At 68.1% G+C, this 13,622-nt stretch carries 10 protein-coding genes and 2 pseudogenes; 5 read left to right on the top strand and 7 right to left on the bottom strand.

From position 1 onward, the window contains the following. Positions 1–86 precede the first annotated feature (86 nt). The gene (locus AQJ54_RS40120; RefSeq protein ID WP_062246211.1) at positions 87–674 is read right to left on the bottom strand and encodes a hypothetical protein; all 588 of its coding nucleotides are present in this window, start codon (positions 672–674) and stop codon (positions 87–89) included. Between the two features lie 667 nt (positions 675–1,341). Here AQJ54_RS40120 and AQJ54_RS47905 point away from each other — a divergent pair. Next, a pseudogene (locus tag AQJ54_RS47905) lies at positions 1,342–2,433 on the top strand (IS630 family transposase). A gap of 276 nt (positions 2,434–2,709) precedes the next feature. Here AQJ54_RS47905 and AQJ54_RS40105 read toward each other — a convergent pair. After that, positions 2,710–3,825 (bottom strand): hypothetical protein, encoded by a 1,116-nt coding sequence (locus tag AQJ54_RS40105; RefSeq protein ID WP_159055629.1) that lies wholly within the window; start codon positions 3,823–3,825, stop codon positions 2,710–2,712. Between the two features lie 972 nt (positions 3,826–4,797). On the opposite strand from AQJ54_RS40105, the gene AQJ54_RS40100 reads away from it, so the two are divergent. Genes AQJ54_RS40100 through AQJ54_RS40090 form a run of 3 tightly spaced genes read left to right on the top strand, consistent with a single transcriptional unit; the run spans position 4,798 to position 7,771 of the window. Beyond that, on the top strand, positions 4,798–5,835 hold the full coding sequence (locus AQJ54_RS40100) for a bifunctional DNA primase/polymerase (protein WP_062246205.1): 1,038 nt from the start codon (positions 4,798–4,800) through the stop codon (positions 5,833–5,835). Next, complete coding sequence (locus tag AQJ54_RS40095; protein ID WP_062246203.1) at positions 5,832–7,373, top strand: DNA primase family protein; 1,542 nt, start codon at positions 5,832–5,834, stop codon at positions 7,371–7,373. The genes AQJ54_RS40100 and AQJ54_RS40095 overlap by 4 nt, the downstream gene beginning before the upstream one ends. After that, positions 7,370–7,771, top strand: a complete 402-nt coding sequence (locus AQJ54_RS40090; protein WP_062246202.1) for a DUF6009 family protein — start codon at positions 7,370–7,372, stop codon at positions 7,769–7,771. The genes AQJ54_RS40095 and AQJ54_RS40090 overlap by 4 nt, the downstream gene beginning before the upstream one ends. Before the next feature lie 380 nt (positions 7,772–8,151). Here AQJ54_RS40090 and AQJ54_RS40085 read toward each other — a convergent pair whose 3' ends face one another. The 3 genes from AQJ54_RS40085 to AQJ54_RS40075 form a co-directional block, all read right to left on the bottom strand. Then, the gene (locus tag AQJ54_RS40085; RefSeq protein WP_159055628.1) at positions 8,152–9,279 is read right to left on the bottom strand and encodes an IS4 family transposase; all 1,128 of its coding nucleotides are present in this window, start codon (positions 9,277–9,279) and stop codon (positions 8,152–8,154) included. 151 nt (positions 9,280–9,430) lie between these two features. Beyond that, complete coding sequence (locus AQJ54_RS40080; RefSeq protein ID WP_062246198.1) at positions 9,431–10,417, bottom strand: SMP-30/gluconolactonase/LRE family protein; 987 nt, start codon at positions 10,415–10,417, stop codon at positions 9,431–9,433. Between the two features lie 76 nt (positions 10,418–10,493). Continuing rightward, positions 10,494–11,351, bottom strand: coding sequence for an SDR family oxidoreductase (locus tag AQJ54_RS40075; RefSeq protein ID WP_062246196.1), 858 nt, complete (start codon positions 11,349–11,351; stop codon positions 10,494–10,496). Positions 11,352–11,478: 127 nt separating this feature from the next. On the opposite strand from AQJ54_RS40075, the gene AQJ54_RS40070 reads away from it, so the two are divergent. Next, the gene (locus AQJ54_RS40070) at positions 11,479–11,883 is read left to right on the top strand and encodes a winged helix-turn-helix transcriptional regulator (protein ID WP_062246194.1); all 405 of its coding nucleotides are present in this window, start codon (positions 11,479–11,481) and stop codon (positions 11,881–11,883) included. On the opposite strand, the pseudogene AQJ54_RS44440 reads toward AQJ54_RS40070, so the two are convergent. Both AQJ54_RS44440 and AQJ54_RS40060 read right to left on the bottom strand, forming a co-directional pair. After that, positions 11,877–12,146: pseudogene (locus tag AQJ54_RS44440) on the bottom strand (transposase); the annotation flags it as partial. The gene AQJ54_RS40070 and the pseudogene AQJ54_RS44440 sit on opposite strands and share 7 nt — an antisense overlap. 451 nt (positions 12,147–12,597) lie before the next feature. Next, positions 12,598–13,581 carry a PIN domain-containing protein gene (locus tag AQJ54_RS40060; RefSeq protein WP_062246191.1) on the bottom strand — a complete coding sequence of 328 codons (984 nt, stop codon included), beginning with the start codon at positions 13,579–13,581 and terminating at the stop codon, positions 12,598–12,600. Positions 13,582–13,622 lie beyond the last annotated feature (41 nt).

Genomic DNA, 13,622 nt, shown 5'->3' with positions numbered 1-13,622 from the left:
CTGATTATCCCAGGACTGCGTGCCTGAGGAGCGTGCCCGAAGCGCGCGGACAGTGCGGATGATCCGGATGAGCAGCGGTATGAGGATCATCGTGCAACGCCCACCGTATGCGCGACGCTCACGACCGGGACGGCCCGGGCCCGGCACGCGCGGCCTCGCACCCACAGTCCCAGACTGCGGAACAGGCTCATGCTCACAGACAGGAAGATGAAGCCGTTCGTCAGAGCGGTGTCACTCAGATGGTGGGTGGTCATGAACACGCCGAGCCCAACCGGAAAGATGTGCTGGGCGCCGTAGGCGAAGCCGAGCCGGGCGGCGGTCACAGCAATCCAGACCGCCGCGTAACCAGCCCCCGAGCGGCTGACCGCAGCGGGTTTGCCCGGAGTACGCGAGGTGCGCGGCCAGCGCCGTCGCCAATCCGGATGGTAGTCGACGGACACCAGCAGCGGGCAGACCGAGAACAGCCCGAGCGCTGCCCCGGCCAGCGTGCCAGCGCTCTGAAGTAGCAGGTCGTTGCCGCCGGTGGGCAGTGAGGTGAAGAAGAACGGCACGATGAGGCCGACGCCGATGATCGGCCGTCCCACCCGGAACCAGCCGATCTTGCGGCGGCCGAGATCGGACTCGAGCACCACGGCCAGGATCACCAGCTGCATGATCACGATGTTCGCTGTCATGCCCCCCACCCTCGCCGCGATGCCCGCTCCTGCCATCGGCCTCCGGGCTGGTCACGGGGTGGGGATGCGAGGGCGGGGGGTGGAGACCGCGGTCCACCCCCCCCTGGCGATGGGCGCCCCAGGTCGAGGCGTTTGTTCGCGTCCAGGCGCAGATGCAGCGCAGGCATGCTGGTCTCGGCGTGCCCTGTCCGGGCCTGTCGATGCGCTCGTACGCGGCCACCAGCGATCCACGGCTCACCCTTGCGGGTGGTGAACTTCACCCCGCCCGCGGAACCATCCGCCAGGGCAGACCAGAGCCGGTGCAGACTGGCCGTCATGCGCCGCTTGAGGTCGGCAATGAACTCCTGCGGGTCCGTCGGCCGGCGGGTCGCGGCGTAGTGCACGGTGCGAGCGTGCTCGAAATCGCCGGGCAGGTCGTCCTCCGGGTCACCCCAACGGGGGCCTGCGAGGTTCCCGGCGGCGGCGAAGTCCTGAGCAGTGCCGGGCGCTCGGCCTGCAAGCGGCCGTGTTCAGGAGACCGAGTACCTGCCCGTCGCTGGCTCCCCCGGAAGATACTTCAAACCGGACACGACAGGGCCGAACCGTAGGGAGAGACCAGTTACTGATCTCTTCGGACTGTTGTCGGACGCTGATCCCTGCGGTAGGCCGGTGGCATGCGGTATGCGGTATGCGGTATGCGCAGGGTGGTGGGCTGCGCTGAGCGGCGGCAGTTTCGTGAGCGGATCCGGTACCAGGCAGGTGAGCGGTTCGCACGCGGTGAGAGAACCGCGGTGATCGCGAGGGGTCTGCGGGTGAGTGAGCGGTCGGTGGAGGGCTGGCGTCGCACTTGGCAGGAGGGCGGGATGGAGGCTCTCGCCTCCACGGGACCAGCCAAACTTCCCAAGGTGTCCGACGGTCAGTTCATCGTGCTGGAGGAAGAGTTGGCCCTCGGGCCGGCCGAGCACGGCTGGGAGGACCAGCGGTGGACCCTGTCGCGGGTCCAAGCGCTGATCGCCTGGAAGTTCGGCATCGACTGCTCCTCGGCGGCCGTCTGGCGGCTGCTGCACCGGCACGGCTGGTCCTGGCAGTGCCCGGCCCGCCGCGCGCTGGAACGCGACGAGCATGCGGTCGAACTGTGGAAGAAGGATGTGTGGCCCCAGGTGGAATGACCGCGGCGGCGCTGGGGGTCTGCATCGTCTTCGAGGACGAGGCGGGGTTTTCCATGACGCCGCCTCGGGCCCGCACCTGGGGCCGACGTGAGCACACGCCGGTGGGTAGGGTGCGCGCCCGCTCCTGGCGCCGCTGGTCGATCGCCGCCATGTGCTGCTACAAGCAAGGAGGAACCTCCCGGCTGATCCACCGGCCGCGCCGCCACCGCAAGCACAAAGGCAAAGGGCGCGACAGCTTCTCCTGGCGCGACTACCGCGACCTGGAGGTGCGCGCGCACCTCCAGCCCAAGGCCTCGATCGTGCTTGTATGGAACAATCTCAATACCCATCTCGCCGTCGGCATGCGCCAGTACGCGGACGAACACGACTGGCTCACCATCGTCCAACTGCCTTCCTATGCACCGGATTTGAATCCGGCGGAAGGTGTCTGGTCGCTGCTACGGCGCGGCCCACTGGCCAACACCGCCTTCACCGACGACGACCACCTCGAACGCGCCCTCCGCCGCAGCCTTCGCCATATCCAGTTACGGCCAGACCTCATCGACGGCTGCCTTGCCGGCACCGGACTCAGCCTCACCCACCAGCCGGCAACAATCCGAGGAAATCAGTAGACAAGGTTGGTCAGCACGCTCGGCACCACTGTCTCCATTGCCTCTCCTCGTCGGGACCGGTGAAGCGCGACGGGTCACACCATCCGTAGCGACCGGCGCCACCCCGGCGCCCGGACATGTGTCTACGGACCGTCTTCGCAATCGCTTCACCAAAGATGTCCCCAGCCACCGGGGACAGAACCCGGCGTGCACTGTGTGACCCGAACGCCGCGGAGGAGTGCCGGGCGGTACGGCACGTGGGTACGAGGAAGGGTCCCACAGCGCGCCCGCCCCATCTCAATCGACGCCCAACTGCTCCTTGAGCTCGGCCAGCGGGAAACGGGCATCGGCGCCGAACGCCTGGACAGCCTCCGCCAAGGCGGCCAACACCGCGTGGAGAGGAGTACGTAGCAACGCGGCATAGAGGGTCCCCACGGCCCGGCGCACCGGGGAGTCTTGGTCGACTCCGGCCCGCAACATGGGCGCGATCCGCGGCGGCACACGGGGTTCGGACTGCAACCGTTTCCAGGCCCCGCCCACCAAGTCGAAAGGCGGGGGAAGTGCCTCGCCTGCTTCCACGGCATCCAGCGCGGGCGCCACCCAGTCCAGCTCGGCGATGCCGATCTCCTGGTAGGCACGGCGCGCCACCCAGCCGGCGATCCTGCGCTGTCTGTCCGGGCCCACGGCAACGAGTGCCCTGGTCAACTCCTGTTCCGCCAAGGCCAAGTCGCGGGCTTCCCCCCGCACCCCCATCAGGGCCGGGCTGGGCAGTGCGCCGTCCCACAGCGCGGCCTCGGCGGCTTCTTCGGCGGCCATCTCGGCCGCGATACGTTTCCCCAGCTCCCCCCAGCTGTCCAATTCCGCCTTCCACCGGACCTCCTCGTCCGGATCGGACAGTGCCGGGGGCGGTAGCGTGCGGACGTGCTTATGCCAGTAGGCGGCAGCTGGGCTGGTCTGCTTGACCACCCGGTCCGGCTCCGGCGGGCAAGGCCAGAACTGGAGCAGGTAACGGTCGATCATCGGCTCATCGTCGCCACGACTGTGCGCGTCGGCCGCGCGGTCCATCCCAGAGGCCGAGTACCGAACCCTGTAGTCCGTATCCGCCAGACCCAGGTCCCAGGAGTTCCCGCCTCCCCATTCCACCAGCGAGGCGCTCCCTACCGGACGGTACGGTGCCTCGACGATCTCCTCCCAGCCCTCGTCCACATCCGGCCGTTCGTCGTGCACTTCGACCCGGAAACCGACCCGGCCGTAGAACAGTCCGGTCACCAACCACAGGGTGCCCTGCCAGGCCGCACCACACAGCCCATTGCATTGGCCGCCGAACATGTCCCCCATGTCACCGAACGGGGACGCGTCCTCGCTTTTCACGTAGATCTGGCTGTAGGACACGTCGACTTCGTCATCCAGCACCGTCCGCACGTTGGATGTCCTCTCCGTTGCGGAGGCCACTCAGTCCAGGGGGAAGCCCCGTCGGCTCCGCATCGCCTCACTGGCAGAGCCTATGGACGCGACCCCCGGGCTATCGCCGTACTGGCCGACAGTTGTCCCAGCGCCCGCATCATTTGCCTCTTTGACCACCACCAGAACCGGGATACAGCCCGCAGGGCTAACAGGGCCGCTCTTGACGGCGGAGACGGTGGCGACCCTGATATGTGGATATTTCGCGAATGTTCAGTGGATGCCTGACATAGCCGTTGATCCACTCGGAGTGACCTGTGGATGGGTTCCCGCAGTGCCGGCGTCTCCGCAACGTGCCCTTTCCGATCAGATCGTCCGGGGCAGTCGACCAGAAGGGTTTGAGACCGGCCTGCCCTGCAGGCATGACCCATCGGGGCTTGTCTGAACTTCGGTCGCTCCAGTCGCTTCGGTAGCTGTGCCAGACCAGGGCAGCGACTGAACGACAAGCGACCAACGCCGGGTTCAGTCACTGCTGGTCTGAGCCAACAAAACCGCAGGCCAAGCCGGTGTTCCCGCAAGGGGAGCGACTGAAGCGACTCGGGCTCGGCATATATGAGCACCCCTTAGCTGTGCACGTGTGCGTTATAGACTGCCATCTTCAGTCGCTTCAGTCGCTTTTCGCTCCGCTGTAGGCTCCTGGACAGGCACTTTGTGAAAAAGGGAGGAGTAGCGCCCCATGGTGCTTCAGTCGCTGCCCCTCCCGCTCGGTCGCTCACAGCATGCTCGCCCGCCCCTGCCGTCGACACGGCGTCACCGATGTTCCGCATGTACTGCACGACCACACCGCCCCCGTTCGCTAGTCTGTGTCCATCGTTGAGTCGCTTCGGTCGCTGAGAGGGAGACAAAGTGCCTTCTGAGCTGCAGTCTTCCCTCAGCGACTCAACAGAGCCCGCGGTTGCGGCGTATCCAGTCGCTGCGTCTTTGGTGACTGCGCAGTGGTGCGCCCGCCGCGGCTGGCCTGTTCACCCGCTCGCTGCGGGCCGGAAGACGCCAGCCGCGAACTGCGGTCAATGCCGTGACCACCCCCACTCCCCAGCCGACTGCGCCTGCATCCGAGCCGGTCGTTGGTGCCACAGTTTCCATGCGGCCACCCTCAACCAGGACCGCATCAGAGACTGGTGGGGACGCCACCCCCACTTCGGGATCGGCGTCTCCTGCGGTCCCGCCAACCTGGTGGTCATCGACATCGACGCCCACGGTGCCCAGCCGCCCGCACGCGACCGGATCCTGCCGGGCATTCCGATTGGCGACCAGATCGATCTCACCGGCCTCGCCAACGGCTTCCACACCCTCGCTGTCCTGGCCGCACTCCGCGGCCAGCGAAGCCCCGCGGAGGACACCACGACCTTGCGCGTCCGCACCCCCTCCGGCGGGCTGCACGTGTGGTACCGGGCCACCGGCAACCGCCGCTGGCTGTCCTCGGTCGGCTCCAGTCCCGGCCGGGCCCTGGCCTGGCAGGTCGACATCCGCGCCCACGGCAGCTACATCGTTGCCCCTGGCACCACCACCCAGCACGGCACGTACACCCCCCTCGGCAAGGCCCTCGAACCCGCTCCCCTGCCCCTCTGGCTTGCCCAGGAACTTGACCGCACCGCACACGTGCCGGCACCCACCATCCCCGCTCCCCGTCCTGTCCCGCCGCGTGCCCAGCAGGCGGTCCTCGCCGCGGGCGGCGGACGCGACCGCAATGCACGCACTCTCGCTGCGATCCTCGCCCCTGTCGAGGCCTGCGGGGAGATCGCCGAGGGCGCCGGCTTCTCCGACATCCTCAATCGCGCCGCCTACACCCTCGGCGGCCTCGTCGCCGCCGGCCGCCTCGACCGCCAGGAGGCCGAGCAGGCCCTCAAAGACGCCGCGGCCGCAGCTCGCCCGGGACAGGAACTGCGCAGCGAGCAGATCATCCGCAGCGGTCTCACCGCAGGCCTGCAAAAGCCGCTCTACACCAGTGGGAGGCGCCCGTGACGTCCCCCGGTAACGAGACACAGGCGCTCTTCGACTTCGACCCTGAAGCCGTCGCCGAGCAGATCCGCAGCCAAGCCGCTGCCGTACCGCTCCCCGTCCAAGCCGCTGCAGAACGTCCCGCCACCCACAGGCCTGTCGGCGAAGCAACTGCCAACGGCCTGCTGCCCGACACCCTCACAGACCGCGGCAACGCCAAGCTCTTCGTCAAGCTTTACGCCAACGACTACCGCCACGTCCCCAAGATCGGCTGGTACCGGTGGGACACCACCCGCTGGCAGATCGACGAAGACGACACCATTTTGTGGGCGGCCGGCGACCTTGCCGAGAACATCGCCAGTCACGACCCGCGCGGTTTGTTCACCACCACCGCCCTGCACAAGCACCGCACCCGTGCCATGTCGACCACCGGCATGAACGCCATGCTCTCCCAGGCCAAGTCCGCGCCCGGCATGGTTCTCAAACCCGACCGCCTGGACGCCGATCCCTACGCCCTGTGCACCCCGCAAGGCGTCGTCGACCTGCGCACCGGCATGCTCAGTGCCCCCGACCCGAACAAGGACTTCCACTCCCGTTCCACCACCGTCGGCCCCCAGCAGATGCCCATCACCCGCTGGCTGCGCTTCCTGACCGACACGTTCGGCGAGGATGCCGAAGGCCTGCAGATGGTCGCCTACCTGCAGCTGCTCCTCGGATACTCGATCACCGGCGACGTCGGTGCCCAGGTCCTGCCCTTCCTGTGGGGCGAGGGCAAGAACGGCAAGAGCGTCCTGCTGGACGTGCTGATGAAGCTCCTCGGCGACTACGCGGACGCCGCACCGCCCGGCTTCCTCATGGCCAAGCCCTTCGAAGGCCACCCCACCGACCTCGCCGAACTCCACGGCCGGCGTGTCTACGTCTGCTCAGAGATCAAACCTAACGACAAATTCGACGAAGCCCGCGTCAAACTCCTCACCGGCGGCGACCGCATCAAGGCCCGCCGCATGCGCCAAGACCCCTTCAGCTTCCAGCCCACCCACAAGCTCTGGCTCCTGGGCAACCACAAACCCGAGGTCGGCACCGGCGGCTTCGCGTTCTGGCGCCGCATGCGTCTGATCCCGTTCGAGCGCGTTGTCTCCGACGACCGCAAAATCGACAACCTGGCCGACCTCCTGGTGATGGAAGAGGGCCCCGGCATCCTCGCCTGGCTCATCGACGGCGCCCGCCGCTACCTCGCAGGCGACCGCGACCTCACCGGTCCCGAACGCGTTCGCATCGCAACGACCGCCTACGCCGAGACCGAGGACCACACCGGCCGCTTCTACGACGAATGCTGCTCTCTTTCCCCAGACCTCCGGGCCGAACAGACGGCACTCTACGCCGCGTACCGATCCTGGTGCCACAATGAAGGCGCGCAGGTCATCTCCTCGCGTGCGTTCGCCGCCCGTACGAGGGAACTCGTCGGGCTCGCCTCGCCGAAGGAGATGAAGGTCTCCAACCAGCGCAAGTACTACCCGGGTATCGGACTGCTCACCGACGAGGAGAGGGACACCTGCGCATGAGTTCCCTGATCGACGCCGACGAGATCAGCCACGAGACCGAATTCGTGTGGCTGGAGGACCTCGACCAGCTCGACTACGTCCGCCAGAGTCTGGACCGCCTGCTCACCCGCAGGGGCAAACCGCCCTACCACCGCGACGGCCGCATGGTCGGCTACGCCATCCTCGGCCCCGACGCCAAACCCTCCCGCGCGTCGGGCACCTTCCGCCGCCGCGTCTTCTGGCTCCTGCCCCACGACCGCGACACAGAGCCGGACGGCCTGTACGCCAAAAGTGCCCCCGCCGAGGCTATCGACCCCCGCACCCTCCAACCCCGCGTCAAGGGCTACAAGACCGAACGCTCCGAAGGCGGCCCGCCCTCGGCCGCCATGCAAGAGCTCGGCATACAACTCCCGCTGTAGAGACCGAGCCTGACCACAGCGACCGCGAAGGGTCTGTACAGTTTTCGGCCCTGTCTCACATTGGGACTGTCAATCGCGTGGTGTAACTGGGGGCGGTTAAGGTTACTGGCGGGCTGCCAAGAGGCGACCGTCGAAGGTGATGTCGAAAGGGTTTAGACCCAATGCTGTTGCTTTACGGGTCTGCGGGTTGGGGTCGTTGGATGCGGATGGCTCGGGTGCCGGTGTGGGTGGGTTGGGGCCAGATGTGGTGTTCGGCCCGTTTGAGCCGGTAGTTGGACATCTTGCGTTTGACGACGCGGGGCTGGCTGCGCAGCCGTCTGGGTGGCAGGAGGCGTTCGAGCAGGTCGTGCTGGAGCAGGACGAGGGCTCTGACCAGCAGCTCAGGGGGAAAAGCTGCCCGGCGTGAGGGTCACGCTGCGCCGGGCGGAGCGCAGGGTTTCGGTGAAGGAAACCCGGTCCGGGCCCAGGCCGCGGGCGGCGGCGGTTCTCACCATCAGCTCGCGCAGCGCGTGGTGGACCAGCAGGTGAGCCCAGATCTGCTGCAGGACACCGTCGGGCGTCTTGCAGGTGAGCACGGTGCGGGCTCCGCGTTGATGGCTCTTGAGCTCGGCGAAGACAGCCTCCACCTCCCAGCGTTCCTGATAGAGCGCAGCCAGCTGGCGGGCGGGATAACGACGGGCATCGAGCAGTGTGGTCACCAGCCGGTAGTCCTCGCTTTCGCGGCCGGTGCCGTGCAACTGGTAGGCCACCACCCGCACCGGGACCGGATCACGGTGCGCCCGGTCGGTGGTGGCGTGGATGCGCGAGAGCCACGATCCGTTCCGCAACATCCGCTCCACGGGCAGGATCCGGTTGGCGGGCACCCGCCACAACAGATCGGCACCGCTGTCGGTGAAGGCTCTCCACATGGGCACGCCGAGGAACTCCCGGTCTGCAAGGACCAGTTCGCCGGGCCCGCAGGAGCGTGGCAGGCGGCTGACCAGGGTCACTTCGCCGGTGCGGCAGCCGGCCAGCTCGGCATCCAGCACGGGGTGGGTGCCCACCTCGATCAGACAGGCCATCCGCACCTGGGGAAAGCCGGACTTGTCGTGGCCGCGGCTGTTTCCGGGGCGGCCGAAGGCGGCCTCGTTGGCCGCGCTGCCGGCGACGTCCCAGCAGGTGCCGTCCACCGCCAGCAGCCGCAGCCCACGCCAGAAGCAGCCCGGGGTGGTCTGGGTGCCCATCGGCTGCGCGGTCGTGGCGAACAGCACCCGCAGCGGCTCCGATCCCAGGCGCTGGCGGGCCCGAAACAGTGACGACTTCGCCGGGATGCGCCACTCGCCCAGCAGCCCCTGGCTCCGCAGGCCCTCGACCAGGTGCCGCATCACCTCCAGATACGGCGCCGGCGAGAACAGGGCAAGGGCGAGCACGAAGTACACCACCAGCCGGGCCGGCAACAGGCGTCTGAGATGCTCCGCACGGCCGCACGCGGCCACCACACCAACCCGCACCTGCGTGAAGCACGCCAACTCCGAATTCGGGCAGTGGGCCCCGATACGGCGGTACCGGACGCCGCGACGCCTTCGCCCAGGCCCAGAGAGCGAACAGCGGACTGATCTCCGACCGGGCCGCGAAATGTCCCACCCGCCGCAAGTACAGCACCGAACCGATAGTGCGGGGTCAGTGCAGCGGCAGGCTTTCGATGGTGAATGTCGGGCTGGTCAGGGGGGTGCCGTACAGGTAGGTGTCCATCTGGGAGTCGGTTATCAAGAGGCGGTTTCCGCTCACGGCGACGCCGGTGGTCGTGTCGGCTCCCGGGTAGGTGCGCTCGGAGGAGACGCTGGCCCGGGTGTCGTGGTCGGAGAGCCGCACCGTAGCGACCTCGTTGTTCACAGAACGGGCGATGTATAGCGTGTTCCCTCGCCGTGTGATGCCGTCGGCGCTGGTAAGTGCGGGTGCGGCGATCTTGCGGACTTCGCCGGTGGCGAGGGTGAGTCGGTAGAGTGCGCCGCTGTACCAGTAGCCGATGATCAGCGACTTGCCGTCGGGGGTGGTGACGATGCCGTTGCCGTTGGACTGGCCGGCCACGTAGTCCGGCAGGCGGTAGGCGACCTCCAGGGTCCGATGGACGCCGGTGGCGGGGGCGTTCACCTCGGCGGCCGGGATCCGGTAGACGACGGCGCGGAAGGAGTCGGTGATGTAGACGTCCCCGTCGGGGGTGACGGTCTCGTCGTTGACCAGGGTTTTCTCGCCCGTGTCGGGGACGGTGTAGGAGGAGACCAGCTTGCCGGTGTTCGTGTAGACGAAGAAGCGTCCGGTGAAGGCGCCGGCGACCAGCAGCCGGTTGCCGGTGGTCTTGATCCCGGTGGCCTGGGTACGGCCGTCCTGGCCGCCCGGCAGGAAGGGCTCGAGCGTCTTCGCCCCCAGGCGCCCGCGGTAGACGGTGCCGTCGGCGATGCTGCCGGTGTAGACGTAGTGGCGGTCGGCCGCGACGCTCTCGGGGAAGGCCCGGCTGCCGTTGACCGTGATCGTGTGGTTGTTGCCCTCGAGGTCCTGGGCGGGCGCGGCGGCGGCGGGAAGCGCGAGAGCCGCCAGAGCGGCGGAAGTCGCGGTGAGAGTGAGGAGCGCGCACCGCCAAGTGGCGTACGCGGTGGTGCGGGTGGACATTGTGAAGGACCTTTCCCCCGGGGGACCGGGAGGGACGTGGGCAAATGGAAGAAGCGAATCGGTGGTCGTCGGCCCGTCAGCGCAGCGCGTCGGCGATCGCTTCGGCCAGCGACGTGGTCGGCCGTCCGATCAGACGGCTCAGGTCGCCGGAGCCGGTGAACAGCTCGCCGCGGCCCAGGCCGAGGTCGGAGTCGGCGAGGACTTGCGCGAGCTCGGTCGGCAGGCCCGCGCCGGTGAGCGCCTCGACGAGCTTCTCCGCCGGCAGATCGGTGTAGGTGATCTGCTTTCCGGTGGCGGCGGACACCGTCGCAGCGAGCTCGGCCAGGGTGAACGCCTCGTCCCCGCCCAGCTCGTACACCGCGCCGGCATGACCCTCGGTGGACAACACGACCGCGGCGGCGTCGGCGTAGTCGGCGCGGGACGCGGCGCTGACCCTTCCCTCGCCTGCGGCCCCGATGACAGCGCCGTGCTGGAGGAACAACGGCAGCTGGGCGGTGTAGTTCTCCAGGTACCAGCTGTTGCGCAGCATCACGCTGGGGACCGGGCGCTCCCGCAGGTACTCCTCAGTGGCGCGATGGGTGTCGGCAAGGATCGTGGTGGCCGTGTCCGCGTGCGACATGCTCGTGTACGCCACCAGCGACACGCCCGCCGCCACCGCGGCGTCAATGGCGCGGCGGTGGTTGGCAACCCGCTCGTCCACGGTCGTGGTCGAGATCAGCAGCAGCTTGTCCGCTCCCTCAAAGGCCGCCGCGAGACTGTCCGGGTCCGCGAAGTCGGCCCTACGCACCACGACACCGCGGTCGGCGAGATCCTTGAACCTGGCGATGTCCCGGCCGGTCGCCACGACGTCCGAGGCCGGCACTCCGCGCGCCAGCAGTGCTTCGACGGTGAGCCTGCCCAGCTGGCCGGAGGCTCCGGTGACAACGATTGACATGGGGTCGCTCCTTCCTGCCGCGGACCTCCCGCGGCACGAACCTCAGGATGACCTGGTCACTCTCTTTTGGTAAGGGACCACTTCGCGGTAAGGTGATAACCCGGGAGAAAGTATCGAGGTGAGTAGTGTGGCGACCGCTAAGGATGTGATCGAGCCCATACCGTCGTGGGACCCGTACGCGCGCGGCTGTCCGTCGCGTGACGTACTCGACCAGATCGGTAGCAAATGGGCGGTTCTCGTGCTGGGCGAACTCGGCAAGCACGGAGCGTGCCGGTTCACCCAACTGCGGCAGCGGCTAGCGGGAGTGAGCGAGAAGATGCTCACTCAGACGCTGCGCACCCTCGAACGCGACGGACTGGTCCTGCGGACGGTGTACCCGGAGGTGCCGATCCGCGTGGAGTACGAGTTGACCCCGCTCGGCCAGACGCTGCGCGGTCCCCTGAAGGCGCTCACGGAGTGGTCGGTGCGGTACATCGAGGACGTCCTCGCCGCCCGTGAGGAGTACGACGGCCGCGCCACGAGACATTACTGACCTTGCTGGCGTGATGTCGTGAGGGTGAGGTCGGTTTCCTTGAGGCATCCGTCGATGAGGTTACTGCGGTACTGAATCTGCCGGAGCCCTTGCCGAAGGGCACTCAGCAGGTGGTCGGGGTCGGTGAAGGCGGTGTTGGCCTGGTGGCTGCGTCGCAGCAGCGACCAGACGCCCTCGACGGGGTTGAGGTCGGGTGCATAGGCCGGCAGGAGGTAGCGGCTGATCCAGTCATGGCTGTCGATGAACTGCCGCAGCCGGGCGTCTGCCCAGAAGGCAGTTCCTCAGCCGGTACGACGAAGCACACCTCGTCGTCGGGTCCCCGCTTGACGGCCCGCGCCACCGCGGACAGCACCGTCCGTAGCCGGTCGTCCTCATCGCCGTCGCCGCCCTCCACGAACTCCTTCCGCGCACCGGGGGTGATAGCCAGCGGCATGTCGATGCCAGCCGCGGTTGCCGCCGCGGGCGGGACCTTGATGAAGGCGCCGTCCTCAAAGGCCTCGTCCCACGTGTAGGAGGCGACCACAGGCCCGAAGTCATCGTCCATGCCAACACCTCGCTCGTTCCGCATCAGCTTGTTCTGTCTCCTCTTGAGCCTGCCGTCTTTGGCCCCTGAACGCTGCACCTCGTACGGGTGCGTTCCGCTGAATGCTCCCTCCTCAACTCGACAGCGGGCAGGACGTCAGCGATTTCGTGTACGTGCTGGTGGCAGGCGTGCTACGTCCAGGGCGGGGCTGTGATCTGCATGTTCGTCCTGCCGAGTTGCCATGTGCCGGGGGTGGGCTGGTGGAAGGCGGGGACGCGGTGCAGGAGCCGGCCGAGCCCGTCCATCTGCCGACGGTGGGGTTCTCGCACGCTGCGGGGGAGCGCCGCGAGAATGTCGGTGCGGGTCATCGGCACCGGTGCCTGGGCGAGCAGGCGGGCGATCAGGGAGAGTACGTCGTCTCCTGCGGTGCCGCGTTCGGCGTCCGTCCACGTGCGTACGTGCTGTTGGTGCCGGTCGAAGGGTTCGCTCAGGGCCATCAAGGCCTCGATGCCGAGGCGGGAGAGCGTGGTGCGGGCCTGCGGAAGCCGGGTGCGGTTGCGGTAGGCGTAGAGTCCGGCGGCGGCCGCCAGGGCGCCGGTGGCCAGCGGGTGGGCGCGCGCCAGGCGGGCCGTCGCGAGCAGGGAGCGGCCGGACAGTTCCACCGTGGTGGTGGTGCTCCGTACGGCCTTTTCGGCTGCGCCGATCTTGCCGAGCAGGGCCCGCAGGGCGCCCCAGTCTCGTGCGGCGACATCGTGGCGGATCAGGTCGGGGTCGGCGGCGAACAGCACCACGGGGGCGAGGACGCCGGCCAGTTGCAGGATGCCGACGTCGCTGAGGTCCTCCTGGGCGAGTTTGTCGGCAGCCGGGGTCATCGGCAGTCCGTTGACGCTGACGACGTGCAGGAGCGGGATGTAGTGGCGCCACCACAGTTGCTCCGCTGCGGCGAGGTCGAAGGTACGGCCCTCGTTCTTGAGGTCGCTGAGTACGCGCGGGACTTCCGCCCACACGTAGTGGGGGATGAAGCCGCGCAGCGTCCCGTAACGCATCCCGTCCAGGATTGAAGACGGCCGGCGACGCTTGAGCGTGGCCGTGATGTCCTGGGTGAGAACGGAGGTGTCGAACACTCCGATCCGGAGGCCGCCGCTGAGCGGGCGGTCGAAGACGCTGCTGTACATGACGGGAGCGTAGGCCCGCGCGCGGAGAGGGGTGCACGGAT

Origin of the sequence: Streptomyces griseorubiginosus (assembly GCF_001514195.1) — a bacterium.
GTDB classification, from domain to species: domain Bacteria; phylum Actinomycetota; class Actinomycetes; order Streptomycetales; family Streptomycetaceae; genus Streptomyces; species Streptomyces griseorubiginosus.
This window is presented reverse-complemented; position numbering and strand designations above follow the sequence as displayed.

Bases quoted from the DNA above. Each gene is read 5' to 3' on its own strand.
- AQJ54_RS40120 (WP_062246211.1), bottom strand. From the start codon at position 674: ATGACAGCGAACATCGTGATCATGCAGCTGGTGATCCTGGCCGTGGTG.
- AQJ54_RS40090 (WP_062246202.1), top strand. From the start codon at position 7,370: ATGAGTTCCCTGATCGACGCCGACGAGATCAGCCACGAGACCGAATTC.
- AQJ54_RS40080 (WP_062246198.1), bottom strand. From the start codon at position 10,417: ATGTCCACCCGCACCACCGCGTACGCCACTTGGCGGTGCGCGCTCCTC.
- AQJ54_RS40075 (WP_062246196.1), bottom strand. From the start codon at position 11,351: ATGTCAATCGTTGTCACCGGAGCCTCCGGCCAGCTGGGCAGGCTCACC.
- AQJ54_RS40060 (WP_062246191.1), bottom strand. From the start codon at position 13,581: ATGTACAGCAGCGTCTTCGACCGCCCGCTCAGCGGCGGCCTCCGGATC.